The organism is Halomonas sp. 5021, from assembly GCF_036663435.1.
Classification (GTDB): Bacteria; Pseudomonadota; Gammaproteobacteria; order Pseudomonadales; family Halomonadaceae; genus Vreelandella; species Vreelandella janggokensis.
On sequence record NZ_JAXOVU010000002.1, the window covers coordinates 362404 to 375643 of the forward strand.

The following is a 13240-nucleotide window of genomic DNA, read 5'->3' on the forward strand; positions in this document are numbered from 1 at the left end:
TCAAACCTCTGGCTCAAGCCAAATCAAACAGCAACACTTCCCCCGCCTTCTTGCCGGTCAGCGTAAATGTTTCGTCCGGTTGAAACGACGCGGCGTCGCCCGCGCTTAGCGTTTCGCCGTTGACCTCCATTTCGCCGTTCACCACGTGCAGCCACGCATAACGGGTACTCGGTGTATCTGCCTGTTCGCCTTCATTAAACAAGGCGCTATACAGATTAACGTCCTGATTAACGCTCACCGAGCCATCCTGGCCGTCAGGTGATACCACCAGCCGCCACTGGCCCTGCCGCTCAGCGTGTGGAAAGGCTTTCTGTTCGTAGCTGGGCGCAATGCCGCGTTTGGCGGTCTCGATCCAGATTTGCAGGAAGTGCAGGCCGTTTTCCTTGGAATGGTTGAACTCGCTGTGCAGCACGCCGGTGCCTGCTGACATACGCTGCACGTCCCCCGGGCGCATCACTTCACCATTGCCCATGTTGTCCTGATGGGCCATTTCGCCATCGAGCACATAGGAGATGATCTCCATATCCCGATGGGGGTGAGCGCCGAAGCCGTGTCCAGGGGACACGCGATCTTCATTGATCACCCGCAGCGCACGGAAGCCCATGTGGTCAGAATCCATGTAATTGGCAAACGAGAACGTATGGTAGGAACGCAGCCAGCCGTGGTCGGCGTAGCCTCGCTCGTTTGAACGGCGGATCTTCATCATCAACTCCAGAGTGTTGGGAGAATGACAATTAATATACGCCTGCTGACTGAGGGCGTGGGGTGAAGGTTTCTCAATGATCAGATCGAATAAATCGACGTATCGGGTTGGGCGCTTTACGTCAGACTTTTTGCTAAAATGCGCTCGTTAATTCACCTGGTCCGCCTTTTACGGGGGCGACTACCTGGAGTTCGTCATGTCAGTACCTATGTCATCAACTACGTCATCACCGCGTATTGTGGTCGCGGCGTTATATAAGTTTGTCACCCTGAACGACTTTGAAGCGCTGCGTGAACCGCTGCGCCAGACCATGCTGGATAACGGCGTGAAGGGCACGCTGCTGCTTGCCAAAGAGGGCATCAACGGCACGGTTGCCGGTACCCGCGAGGGCATCGATGCGCTGCTCGCCTGGTTGACCGCCGACCCACGGCTAAGTGATATCGACCATAAAGAATCGTTTTGTGACGAGCCGCCGTTCTATCGTACCAAGGTGAAACTGAAAAAAGAGATCGTCACCCTGGGTGTTCCGGACGTCGACCCTAACGACACCGTAGGCACTTACGTCGAGCCGGAGCAATGGAACGACATTATTGCCGATCCGGAAGTGCTGGTTATCGATACCCGCAACGACTATGAAGTGGAGATCGGCAGCTTTGAAGGCGCCGTCGATCCAAAGACCACGACCTTCCGTGAATTCCCTGAATACGTGCGCGAACACTATGACCCCGAGAAGCATAAAAAAGTCGCCATGTTCTGTACCGGCGGTATCCGCTGCGAAAAAGCTTCCAGCTTCATGCTCAAGGAAGGTTTTGACGAGGTCTATCACCTCAAGGGTGGCGTGCTGAATTACCTGGAAAAAGTCCCCGAAGAGCAGTCTCTGTGGCGCGGTGAGTGCTTCGTTTTTGATAACCGGGTGACCGTTCGCCATGACTTGAGCGAAGGCGAGTTTGAACAGTGCCATGCCTGTCGTCGGCCGATCTCCGCAGAAGATATGCAGTCGTCCGCTTATGAGCCTGGTATCAGCTGCCCCCACTGCATCGACTCGCTACCCGAGAAGACCCGTGCGGCGGCGCGCGAGCGTCAGCGCCAGATTGACCTCGCCAAAGCCCGTGGTGAGCCGCATCCATTGGGCCGTGATATGCGTAAAGCGTCGTCTATTTAGTTGCTTACCGGCAGTCAGGTGGTGGTGGAATTCGTTTCCGTAAGCGCGACAGCGGCCGCACAGGCACGTTATCCTTACGCTCTTTGCGCCTACCTATAAGTAGAGGTGCCTTCAGGAGAGCTTTTCAGGAGAGAGCCAGGTGAGTGACGTAAAGCGCAGGACCGTTGGCCGCCCGGCCAATTCGGCCAAAGCAGGCGGTGGGCACAGCCAGTCGTTGGTGCGTGGGTTAAATCTGTTGGAGTACCTGGCCAGCAGTCCCGAGGGTTTGGCGCTTTCCGCCCTGGCGGAAATGGCCGATCTCGCGCCTTCGACAACCCACCGATTGCTTCAGGCGCTGCAGAGTCAGGGCTTCGTCACTCAGGAGAATGAACAGGGCCTGTGGCGTATTGATGTCAAGACGTTCCGCATCGGTAACAGCTTTCTCGAAGCGCGGGACGTGGTCGCCACCAGTCGTCCGTTTTTACGTCGCCTGACAGCCGAGACCGGCGAAACCGCCAACCTGGGCATCCGCGATGCTGATACGGCGGTGTTTCTTGCCCAGCACGAGTCGCCGCAGATGATGCGCATGATTACCCGGCTAGGCTCGCGGGCGCCCTTGCACGCCTCCGGTGTCGGCAAGGCCCTGCTGGCCTGGATGCCTGACGACGAACGCGCCCAACTGCTCGCTAAAGGTGAACTGCCCCGGGTGACCGAAAACACCCTTTACCAGCCCGACACCCTGCTCGACGAGATGCATTGCATTCGTGACCAGGGTTTTGCCTGTGACCGTGAAGAGCATGCGATTGGCTTGCACTGTGTAGCAGCATGCGTCAATGACGAGCACGGCATGCCGTTGGCGGCCATTTCGGTGTCAGGCCCCGTGGCGCGTATCCCTGAGGCTCGGCTACTGGAGCTGGGCGCGCTGGTGCGCCGCGTGGCGGATGAGATTACGCTGCAGTTGGGTGGTCAACTTCCCGCGTCCTGATGCTGAGCCTTTTTTGGATAGCGCTGCTCAGCGCTACGTTATTGCCTGGCGGGTCGGAAGTCTGGCTCGCGCGACAATGGTGTCAGGGCCAGCCGGTCCTGGCATTATGGTGCGTCGCCACCGCTGGCAATACGCTGGGCAGCCTGGTCAATGTAGCCTTGGGCCGTTACGCACGGCGCTTTCAGGACCGTCGTTGGTTTCCGGCTTCCCCCGCGCAGCTGGCCCGTGCCGAACGTTGGTACCAGCGTGTTGGTGAAGCGAGCCTGCTGTTGTCCTGGCTGCCGATCATTGGTGATCCGTTGACCGTCGTGGCCGGCATATTACGCTTGCCCTGGTGGCGCGCGCTGGCATGGATACTGGTCGCAAAAGGTGCCCGCTATGCACTGATACTCGGTTTGGCAGCGTCCTGGCTCGAGCCTTTGTGCAGGTAATCATGTTAAGCTCAATATCCTATACAATGCTTATATGTTCCTTGGCATGTATGATTAGTCGAAACAATTAGCTCAGCCATCAGGTTGATGCAACGACTCACCATCAAAGGGAGGTTACGGTGTGACGCCACTACGTTTATTACCCTGTCTCAGCGTCTGGCTGCTAGCGCTGATGACGCTGTTTGCTGCGCCCGTGTTTGCGCAAAGCAGTACACCAAGTGAAGGTGGCAGCGACGGGGCAGAGACCACTGAACCACAGTCCTATGAATCCCTGGCGAACTTACTCGAAGACGAGCAGGCTCGCCAGGAACTCATCGACTTGCTACGCAGCCAGGCGTCCGAGGTGGCCGAGTCATCGGAGCTACCCGGGGGCGCTGCCCAGGGCAGTGATATCGCCCCCGAGGATGTGTCGCTGCCGCGCCAACTGGCTCAACTGACCAGCAATGTTGTCGGCGAAGTCGGCGGCCAGTTCGAACAACTAGTGCTGCTGGTGCGTGGCCTCTTTGTCGGTGGTGGCGAGAGCGTCTTCGACATGGCGGTATTCATGTCCGCGGCGATCAATCTTGGTATCGTGATTGCCGCCACCTTCGCCATGTTTATGGTGTTTCGACGCGTGGCGAAGCCGTTGTTCACTAAAATCAGTGGCTGGTCCCAGCAGGGCGCCGGGCTGACGCCCGTGCTGCGTTTGATTGTTTGCGTGGCGATTGCCGCCGTGATTGATGTGCTGCTGGTGGCGCTTGCCTATGTCGGCGGTAATCTTGTTGCCACCTTTGCGGTCGGTGAAGTTGGCGACCTCTCCACTCGGGCATCCCTGTTTCTCAACGCCTTTTTAATCATTGAGCTCTTGAAAGCCGCAGTGCGGATGCTGTTTTCCTCGCGCTACGAAGGGTTGCGACTGTTGCCGATTTCAGCGCAGGAAGCCTCCTACTGGAACCGTTGGTTAGCCCGCCTGATAGGCATGGTGGGATACGGCCTGATGGTCGTGGTCCCGCTGGTCAATTTCTATGTGTCGGCAGCCATTGGTCAGGCGGTCGGTACCTTGATCATGCTGCTGGCGTTCATTTATGCCGTGGCGGTGGTGCTGAAAAACCGCGTGCGCCTGCGCGACAACCTGAATACCGTCGGTGCACGCTCGACACTAGCCGCCAGCCGTGTGTCTCTTCAGCTGTTCGCCCGCACCTGGCACCTGTTCGCGCTGCTCTACTTCCTGATGGTGTTGGTGCTGACGCTGGTTCGTCCAGGCGATGCCTTGCCGTTTGTGCTGTTTGCGACACTGAAAACGCTGGCAGCGGTCGTCGCGGGCCTCTTGGTGTCGTCGTTCCTGACGCAAACCATTGGCCGCCGCATTCAGCTCTCGCCTGACATGCGCCGCAAGCTGCCGCTGTTGGAAAAGCGTCTTAATCGCTACGTGCCCAATGCGCTGCGTATTCTGCGCACGGTGATTGTGGTAACGGTCATCATGGTGGTGCTGGATGCCTGGGGCGCGTTCGATCTGGCCGCCTGGTATGCCTCTGAAGCCGGAGCTGGCCTGGTTAGCAAGTTAATCAGCGTGGCCATTATACTTATCGTTGCGATCGGCGCGTGGCTGGGGCTTGCCAGTCTGATCGAACACAAGCTCAATCCGGATACCGGAGTAGGCGAGCCCACCGCACGGGCAAAAACGCTGCTCAGCCTGTTCCGCAACGCACTGGCCATTGCCATGGTGACCATAACCGGCATGATCGTGCTGTCGGAGATCGGCATCAATATCGGCCCGCTGATTGCGGGTGCCGGTGTGCTTGGCCTGGCAATTGGTTTCGGTGCGCAAAAACTGGTTCAGGATGTCATCACCGGCGTCTTCATCCAGGTGGAAAACGCCATGAATACCGGCGATGTGGTCACCGTTGGCGGCATTACCGGCACGGCGGAAAAACTCAGTATCCGCTCGGTGGGTATCCGTGATCTTAGCGGCACCTTCCATATCGTGCCGTTCTCCAGCGTCGATACGGTCTCCAACTACATGCGCGAGTTCGGTAACCACGTCGGCGAGTACGGCATTGCCTATCGCGAAAGTATTGACGATGCGATCGAGCAACTAAAAGTCGCGTTCGAGGACCTCAAGGCCAGCGAAGAGCATGGCCACAAGCTGCTCGAAGACATGACCGTTGCCGGGGTCATCGCGCTGGCGGATAGCTCGGTCAATATCCGTGTGGTGATCAAGACCACGCCGGGCGACCAGTGGGCGGTTGGGCGTGCGTATAACCGTTTCGTCAAGCTGCGCTTTGATGAAGCCGGTATCGAAATACCCTTCCCGCATACCACGCTGTACTTCGGCGAAAACAAGGACGGTAGCGCACCGCCCGCGAACGTCCGGGTTATCGACTCCACCGCCGAGGAAACAGACGGCAAGCAGGCTCCCCGTCAGGACGCTGGAGAACAACAACCGGCCTCTCATCAGGATGTGCAGCAAGCGTCGGACTCGGATCACATCAAGCCCGACCACGACGACGTTGATACGCCTGACGGGCGCTAAACGCCGCATCGTAATACGCAAAGGGGCTGCCATCGGGCAGCCCCTTTGCTTTGCGGGTTACCCCGGATAGTTTTCCGAGTGACGCCCTTCCACATTGATGGATTCGCCGCCGTCGACAAACAGAATCTGCCCGGCGACAAAGTCGTTGTTGAGCAGGTAATGCAACGCCTGCACGAGATGGTCGGGTTCGCCTTGTTGCTTGACGGGGATCCCGTCGATGCGCCAGTCGATGTAGTCGCTGGTACGCTGGGAGGCGGGTAGCACGACGCCCGGCGCGATGCCGTTCACCCGGATGCGGGGGGCAAACTCCAGCGCCGCCATGCGTGTCATCTCCGCCAGACTCTTTTTGGACAGCAAATAGGCGGCGTAGGGGTACTGGTGGTAGGCCACCTTGTTGTCGATGATATTGATCACCTGGCCCGTGTCGACAGCGCTGGCAAAGTGCCGGGTTAACAATAGTGGGGTAAACAGATTCACCCGGAACTGGGTTTCCAGCATCTCAAGGTCGGTCTCGGCAAGGGGCGCGGGCGTGTAGGCGGATGCGCTGTTGAGCAGGACGCTCAGCTTTGGGAATCGCTGTGTTACCTGCTCGATCAGTCGGCCCACATCGTCGTGCAAGAAATCGCAGCTGAATAGCTCGCAATCCCGACCTTTTGCGCGGATGCCTTCGGCGACTTCCTCTGCCTCATCGCGGGAGCGGTTTACGTGCAGCGCGATGTCATAGCCCGCGTCAGCCAGTGATTCGGCAAAATGACGTCCCAGGCGCGTTGCCCCGCCGGTAACCAATGCGGCCGGTGTACTCATTGAACAATCCTCGTCGTGATAGGGTGCTTGATCGGTGTAGGATGACATGACTGTCTGCGTGAGGGCAGCGTTTGTCAATAAATTGTACAGTACTTGCACAAACGGTGCAGAACGTTAGGCTTGGGTTTTATCGGCGCTTCGCTCAAGGATGGATAACATGTCTCAATCACGTTTATATGCCCAACCCGATACCTCGCTTCACGAATGCGTCATTTCGCTGGGCTCCAATATAGAGCCCGAGCGGCACGCGGCCGAGGCACTGGATATCCTTTGCCAAGAGTGTGAAATGGTCGGCCGCTCCCGTGAAATCGTTACCACGCCGGTCGGCTACCAGCAGCAGCCCAACTTTCTCAACGCGGCCTTACTGGTGCGCACGCGCTTATCGATGAGTGACTTTCGTGCCTACCTGAAAGGTGTGGAAGATCGCCTCGGCCGGGTTCGTGGCCCGATCAAGTCGGGGCCGAGGACCATGGATCTGGACATTGTTGCCTGGGATGGCGAGCTGGTGGATGAGGGCTATCTTGAGCACGATTATGTGCGGGTCCCCGTTGATGAGTTGCTGTCGGCAGTGGAGCGCAAATAAATCCTTCCTTGGGGCTAACGCCGGGTACTAAACGGCCGATAAGTAGTATTCTTGGCTGTTTCCTTTAAGCGCTGTGCCGCTTGGGAGAAATCGGTGGTAAGCCTCAAAACCAATATCAGTTCCTTGCTTACTCTTCAGCACCTGCGGAGTAGCCAGCAGTCGATGCAAACCGCCATGCAGCGGCTTTCGTCCGGCCTGCGCATTAATAGTGCCAAGGATGATCCTGCTGGCCAGGCGATTGCCAACCGCATGACAGCACAAATCAAGGGCATGACCCAGGCGATTCGCAACACCAACGATGGCATATCAATGGTGCAGACAGCGGAAGGCTCGCTAAATCAGGTTAACGACAACCTGCAACGCATCCGTGAGCTGAGCGTGCAAGCAGCGAACGGCACCAACTCTTCCGACGACCTGGTTTCTATCCAAGACGAAATCGATCAGCGTTTAGAAGAGATTGATCGCATTGCCGGGCAGAGTAATTTCAACGGCATAGGGCTGATTGACGAGCCAAAGTCGTTAAACATCCAGGTGGGTGCTAACGATGGTGATAGCATCGCAGTACGTTTTGAAGGGATGGGGTTGCAGGCCCTGGGCCTGGAAGGCTTTAGTATTCTTGATGACGGTAGTGCCACCGAAGACCCGCTAGCAACCCTGGATGACGCTATCAAGCGCGTAGACCGCCAGCGCAGCTATATGGGGGCCGTGCAGAATCGCTTTGAAAGCGTGATTGATGGGCTTAATACCAATATTATCAACACGTCCGCCGCCCGGTCGCGCATTCAGGATGCTGATTACGCCAAGGAAGTTTCAAATCTGGTGCGCGCTCAGATCCTTCAGCAGGTAGGCATCGCTATTTTGGCCCAGGCCAACCAGCAGCCGCAGATGATTTTGCGACTGCTGGAAGGGCTCTAGTGGCTACTTAATAATGCCCTGCTCACGCGCCATGGCATACGCAGCCTTGGGGCCGTGCCATAAAGTGGGCAACAGGATCAGCGACACGGGAATGGCGGTGATCACGATAAACTGCTGTAGCGCACTGATCTGACCGGCGCCCATGTTCAGCAATATCGCCGCCATCAGGGCCATGGCGATCCCCCAGAAGGCGCGGATGTAAGGGTTGGGGTCGTCGTGACCAGCGCCCACGACGGCGATGGCGTAGCTCATCGAGTCACCGGTGGTCGCCACGAAAATGGTCGTTAACAGCAAGATCGCCAACGCCATCCAGGTGCCACCGGGCAGTGCTTGCGCGACGGTCAGGGTGGCCACGTCAAACTGGAAGTTGTTCAGCGCTTCGGTCAGCTCGATGGCACCGCTGAGTTGATAGTAGATGCCCGAGCCGCCAAGCAGGGTAAACCACACGCTGGTGGCAATCGGCGCGATAACGGCGACGGCGACAATCATCTGGCGAATGGTGCGGCCACGGGAAATGCGCGCCACGAAAATGGCCATCAGCGGCGCATAGCCGATGAACCAGGCAAAGAAGAACACCGTCCACCACTGCATCCACCAGTCGGGCGCGGTGTCGGCCGTCGTGGTTGCCATGGTGAAGAACTCGCTCACATAGGTGCCCATCCCTGCCACATAGCTGTTGGTCAGGAACAGGGTCGGGCCGAAGATAAAGATGACCGCACCAATCGTGAGCGCCAGCAGCACGTTGAACCGACTGAGTAGCTGAATGCCTTTATGGACACCGCTCATTGAGGACAGCACGTAAATGCTGCCCAGCGCCGCAAGAATGATCAACTGGCCGGTATAGCCTTCCGGCAGACCAAATAGCTCGTGTAAACCAAAACTGACCTGGGTCGCCAGGAAACCGATCGGCCCCACGGTGCCTGCCACCAGGGCAATCACACAGCACGCATCGATAATGCCGCCCAGCGGCCCACGTAGCAGACGCTCACCAAATACCGGGTACAGCAGGGTGCGGGGCTGAAGCGGCTGGCCTTTCACATAGTGGGCATGCGCCAGTACCACCGCCGAAAGCGACCCGAGTACCGCCCAGGCCAAAAAGCCCCAATGGTTGAACGATTGGGCGAGTGCGTTTGCCACGGCTTCTGGCGTGCCGGCTTCGCTGTCGAACGCGGGAGGGGTGACTACAAAGTGATAAACCGGTTCGCCTGCTGCGAAAAACACCCCACCACCGGCCAGCAAGGTGCACAGAATGATTGATAGCCACTTGAAGGTACTCATTTCCGGCGCATCGAGGTTGCCGATTTTGGCGTTGGCGGCGGGGGTAAAGGCCAGGCCAATGGCAATCAAGAAGGTGGCGATCAGCAGCAGTTGAAAGTAGGTGCCGAACACCCGTGCCGTCCAGGCGAAACCGGTACTGATGCTGTTGGCAACGAGGTCGACATCGTAAAGTGATAGACCAATAAAGGCCACGATAAAGCCGATGCTAAGCAGCAGCACCAGAGGATCACCGAGGGCGCGTAGACCACTTCGTGGCATCGCGTCTTGAGTTGATTGTGTCGTCATGAGAGTCCGTTTGGGAATTGGGCAAGATGGTCGTCAAACTTAACAGCTTGCCGCGTTGAAAAGTGGGAAAAAAAAAGCGCCATTCATGGAATGGCGCTAGGACAGGAAACTGAGCACATTGTAACGTCTTTATAGACCAACGTCTAACACTGCTTGCTGCATTATGGTGCGCTACCAGTGGAAAAGCAGCGACGCGCTGGTGGTGGTGTCGCTGCGTTTGTCGGCATCGTCAGGGGGCTCTGAATTGTGTTTGATCTCGTAGGAGAGGCGGAGCGAAAGCTTTGAGTTCAGCCGTGTCGTCAGGGCGGTGAGCGAGCGCGAGGTGACATTCTGGCGCGTGTATTCCAGCGACGCTTCCTGACGGATATCGGCGTAGTCGGCAAATTCCCAGCGATAATCGATGGCCGAATAGGCAACGCCCAGGCGCTCATTACCGTGCTCGCGGAGCCGGTCGTGGCGGTAGCCCGGGCCGGCTTCCAGCGACAGCGTATGACGCTCGTTGTCGAGGATCTGCCGCCCGTAGCCGCCAATCGCGCTGAGCTGCTGATCGTAACCGGCAAAGCGATCTTTTTCCCAACGGGCAAAGCCAAACAGGTAATGGGGCCCGTTGAAGTCGTAGCGTTCGCGGGCCGCCAGCAGGTACTGTTCGGCGGCAGTGTCGTCTTCCTTGCTGACGTGGCGCACTTCGCCGCGCAGCGAGTGGGTCAAATCGCCCGTCAACCATTGCAAGCGGGTTTTGCCGATGAGCGTTTCACTGTTGGTATTGCCCGTGAGGCGGTTGTAGCCCAATTCAGAGTCGCCGCTGAAAACGGGGGTATCGTCGGACGGAGGGTCAGGGGCGTAAAAGGGGCTTGCAATGGCTGACGCGCTCCAGAGAACACCCAGTAAAATGGCCACTCCCTTTCCCCAATCCTTCGCTAGCATACCGCTCTCCCTGATCTGGCAGTGCAAGGCCTGTTACCTGTCCAGTTGACCAAAGCAGCGAAGTTTAACGCCCTCTGCATGCGCATGCCATAATGAGGCCGTTACCGCTTGTGAGTGCCGTCATGCCATCCTCCCGCCCGAACAAAACATTAGCTGAGTTGCAACGCTGGCGTCGAACGCGCTCCAGGCGGCGCTGGTACAAACGCAGCTTTCGCCTTCAGGTCATGCTGCTTGTCGGTCTTTTGCTGGCGGGCATGCTGTTGGCACAAGGCACCTATCTGAATCACCGTAAAGCCGAGATCATCAGCACGCAAATGGGGGAGCGGGCCTTGGCGGTAGCCAAGACGGTGGCCTCAATGCCCGCACTTATCGATGCCTTTGACGATGACAATCCCGCAAGCGTGATACAGCCGCTGGCCGAACGCGTGCGTCGTGAAACCGGCGCGCGGTACGTGGTGGTCGGTAATAACCAAAGCGTGCGCTATTCGCATCCGGTGCCCGAGCGTATCGGCTTGACCATGGTAGGCGGCGATAACGCGCGGGCGCTTGAAGGAGGCGAGTCCTATGTATCGGAAGCGACCGGTACATTGGGGTCCGCCATGCGCGGTAAAACGCCGGTGCGCGATGAAGCGGGGAATATCATCGGCATTGTCTCGGTCGGCTTCATGCTTGATCGCGTCGCAATGGATATCGCTCGCTATAACAGCCTGGGCTGGTCATTGGTGGCGCTGATGATCGTGCTGGGGTTTGCCGGTGCCTATTGGCTCTCCCAGCATCTAAAGCGTGTCATTCTGGGGTTGGAGCCCTACGAAATTGCCCGTCTGGCGATGGAGAAAGAGGCCATCCTGCAATCGATACACGAGGGTATCCTGGCGGTGAACCGCGAAGGCCAGATTACGCTGGTGAACCAACAGGCTCGGTGGTTCCTGGGGTTGGCCGACGAGCATATTCTCCTCGGCCAGCCGATCCGCGAGGTGGTTCCCAATTCGCGGCTCCAGGAAGTGCTTAAGTACGGTCAGCAGGAGTTCGACCAGCAAATGTGGCTGGGGGATCATCCGGTGGTGGTTAACCGCGTGCCGATTGTCCACGAGGGCGAGATCGAGGGAGCGGTGGCGACATTTCGCAGCCGTCGGGAGATTGTCGATCTATCCCAGGCGCTGACCCAGGCTAGCCGCGATGTCGACATGCTGCGCGCCCAGGCGCACGAGTTTTCCAATAAGCTCTACACCATTTCCGGCTTGCTGCAGCTCGAGCGCATTGATGAGGCGCTGACGTTGATCCACCAGGAAACCAAGCGCGCTCAGGCGCAGATGAGCTTCTTGATGCGTAACGTCGTCGATACCGTTTTGAGCGGTACCCTGATGGGCAAACTGACCCGTGCCAGGGAACTGGGCGTAACGCTGGATATTGATGAACAAAGCTCACTTAGCCGCCCGCTAACGCCGACCGGGCAGGAAGTGATGATGAGTGTGGTGGGTAACCTGCTGGATAACGCCTGCTACGCAGCCCTGCATGGGCCGAATGACCCGCCACGGGTACGCTTGTTTTTCACCGACCTGGGCGAGCAATTGCTCATTGAAGTGGAGGATAACGGGCCTGGTGTTGTCCCTGAGCATGTCGAGTCGATTTTTAGCGAAGGCTTCTCGACCAAAACCGGTCAGCATCAGGGACTAGGCCTGGCGCTGGTGGCGCGACTGTGTCGCCAGCATGGTGGCACGGTCACCCTGGAAGACAGCGAACTCGGCGGTGCCTGCTTTATCGCGGTGCTGGACCGCTCACTATGTGCCGACGGTGACGCGTCATCGTCCGTGATAAGCTAACCGGCGCAGATTCTTACAATGACAACTAATGGCCTGTAATTCGGTTAAAGGAAGCCTTATGTCGGCGCACGAGTACGGTATTTTGGTGGTAGAAGATGACTTTCGCATTGCCGATATCCACCGCGCTTTTATCGAGCAAAGCGAGGGTTTTCATGTTGTCGGCATGGCCCGCAACGCCGCTGAAACCAATGCCCTGATGGCCGAGCAAGGCCAGCACGTGCAGTTGATCTTGCTGGATGCTTATCTGCCCGATGTGGAAGGGCTGGAGCTGCTATGGGCGCTGCGTCGTGATTACGTACAGGTGGATATTGTCATGGTCACCGCCGCCCGTGAGGTGGATACCATTAGCGAGGCGCTGCGCGGCGGTGTTTTTGATTACCTTATCAAACCCATTGAAGCCGGTCGTATGCAGCAGATGCTGGCGCGCTTTCGCCGAGAGCGCGAGGCATTGGCCAGCCGCGCGGAGATGAATCAAGCCGAGCTTGACCAGGTGCTGGCCCGCGCAACGCCTGTTGAACCCAACGTCCCCAGTGGGCGAAGCCTGCCAAAAGGTATCGACCGCCTGACGTTACGTTCGGTGATTGAGGCGCTCAGGCAAGCGCATCAGCCGTTGGCTGCCACCCAGGTGGCACGGGGGATGGGAGCAAGCCGTTCCACGGCACGCCGCTACTTAGAGTTTTTGGTCTCAGTGCAAGTGGTAGACGCCGAATTGGGCTATGGTGATGTAGGTAGACCCGAACGCCGTTACCGTTTGCGGGCCGGTGCCAATGGTTGGCTTGAGGGCCTTTAATCAGGAACAAAAACGAAGCGGTTTAAACGTCCTGACAGCACCGTGAGCAAAATGAACACAATGCGCAGA

Annotated in this window: 12 protein-coding genes; 8 read left to right on the top strand and 4 right to left on the bottom strand. The window is 57.9% G+C overall.

The genetic code is table 11. The annotated features are described in order from the left end of the window. Positions 1 to 13: 13 nt before the first annotated feature. On the bottom strand, positions 14 to 703 hold the full coding sequence (locus R3F64_RS05385) for a pirin family protein (protein ID WP_199284223.1): 690 nt from the start codon (positions 701 to 703) through the stop codon (positions 14 to 16). A gap of 208 nt (positions 704 to 911) precedes the next feature. Here R3F64_RS05385 and trhO point away from each other — a divergent pair, with 208 nt between their 5' ends. The 4 genes from trhO (at position 912) to ybiO (ending at position 5772) form a co-directional block, all read left to right on the top strand. After that, positions 912 to 1865 (top strand): oxygen-dependent tRNA uridine(34) hydroxylase TrhO, encoded by a 954-nt coding sequence (gene trhO, locus R3F64_RS05390; protein ID WP_199285520.1) that lies wholly within the window; start codon positions 912 to 914, stop codon positions 1863 to 1865. A gap of 139 nt (positions 1866 to 2004) precedes the next feature. Further along, a complete protein-coding gene (locus R3F64_RS05395) occupies positions 2005 to 2829 on the top strand; it encodes an IclR family transcriptional regulator domain-containing protein (RefSeq protein ID WP_085919435.1) in 825 nt (274 codons plus the stop codon). After that, on the top strand, positions 2829 to 3260 hold the full coding sequence (locus R3F64_RS05400; RefSeq protein ID WP_085919434.1) for a YqaA family protein: 432 nt from the start codon (positions 2829 to 2831) through the stop codon (positions 3258 to 3260). The genes R3F64_RS05395 and R3F64_RS05400 overlap by 1 nt, the downstream gene beginning before the upstream one ends. Positions 3261 to 3381: 121 nt before the next feature. Beyond that, positions 3382 to 5772: a mechanosensitive channel protein gene (ybiO, locus tag R3F64_RS05405; RefSeq protein ID WP_085919433.1), complete on the top strand. Its 2391-nt coding sequence runs from the start codon at positions 3382 to 3384 to the stop codon at positions 5770 to 5772. A 57-nt stretch (positions 5773 to 5829) separates the two neighbouring features. Here the strand turns inward: ybiO and R3F64_RS05410 are convergent, their stop codons facing one another. Continuing rightward, positions 5830 to 6576, bottom strand: coding sequence for an SDR family oxidoreductase (locus R3F64_RS05410; RefSeq protein ID WP_199284222.1), 747 nt, complete (start codon positions 6574 to 6576; stop codon positions 5830 to 5832). Between the two features lie 157 nt (positions 6577 to 6733). Here R3F64_RS05410 and folK point away from each other — a divergent pair, with 157 nt between their 5' ends. After that, positions 6734 to 7159 carry a 2-amino-4-hydroxy-6-hydroxymethyldihydropteridine diphosphokinase gene (gene folK / locus R3F64_RS05415; RefSeq protein ID WP_085919431.1) on the top strand — a complete coding sequence of 142 codons (426 nt, stop codon included), beginning with the start codon at positions 6734 to 6736 and terminating at the stop codon, positions 7157 to 7159. 93 nt (positions 7160 to 7252) lie between these two features. Continuing rightward, positions 7253 to 8074 (top strand): flagellin N-terminal helical domain-containing protein, encoded by an 822-nt coding sequence (locus R3F64_RS05420; RefSeq protein ID WP_332610245.1) that lies wholly within the window; start codon positions 7253 to 7255, stop codon positions 8072 to 8074. Positions 8075 to 8077: 3 nt separating this feature from the next. On the opposite strand, the gene R3F64_RS05425 is transcribed toward R3F64_RS05420, so the two are convergent. Together R3F64_RS05425 and R3F64_RS05430 are read right to left on the bottom strand one after the other, a co-directional pair. Beyond that, on the bottom strand, positions 8078 to 9637 hold the full coding sequence (locus tag R3F64_RS05425) for a BCCT family transporter (RefSeq protein WP_332610246.1): 1560 nt from the start codon (positions 9635 to 9637) through the stop codon (positions 8078 to 8080). A gap of 171 nt (positions 9638 to 9808) precedes the next feature. Next, positions 9809 to 10561, bottom strand: coding sequence for a DUF481 domain-containing protein (locus R3F64_RS05430; protein ID WP_085919428.1), 753 nt, complete (start codon positions 10559 to 10561; stop codon positions 9809 to 9811). Between the two features lie 122 nt (positions 10562 to 10683). Between R3F64_RS05430 and R3F64_RS05435 the strand changes: the two genes are divergently transcribed. Continuing rightward, on the top strand, positions 10684 to 12381 hold the full coding sequence (locus R3F64_RS05435) for an ATP-binding protein (RefSeq protein ID WP_085919427.1): 1698 nt from the start codon (positions 10684 to 10686) through the stop codon (positions 12379 to 12381). Between the two features lie 58 nt (positions 12382 to 12439). Continuing rightward, positions 12440 to 13171 carry a response regulator gene (locus tag R3F64_RS05440; protein ID WP_085919426.1) on the top strand — a complete coding sequence of 244 codons (732 nt, stop codon included), beginning with the start codon at positions 12440 to 12442 and terminating at the stop codon, positions 13169 to 13171. The last annotated feature ends 69 nt before the right edge of the window (positions 13172 to 13240 follow it).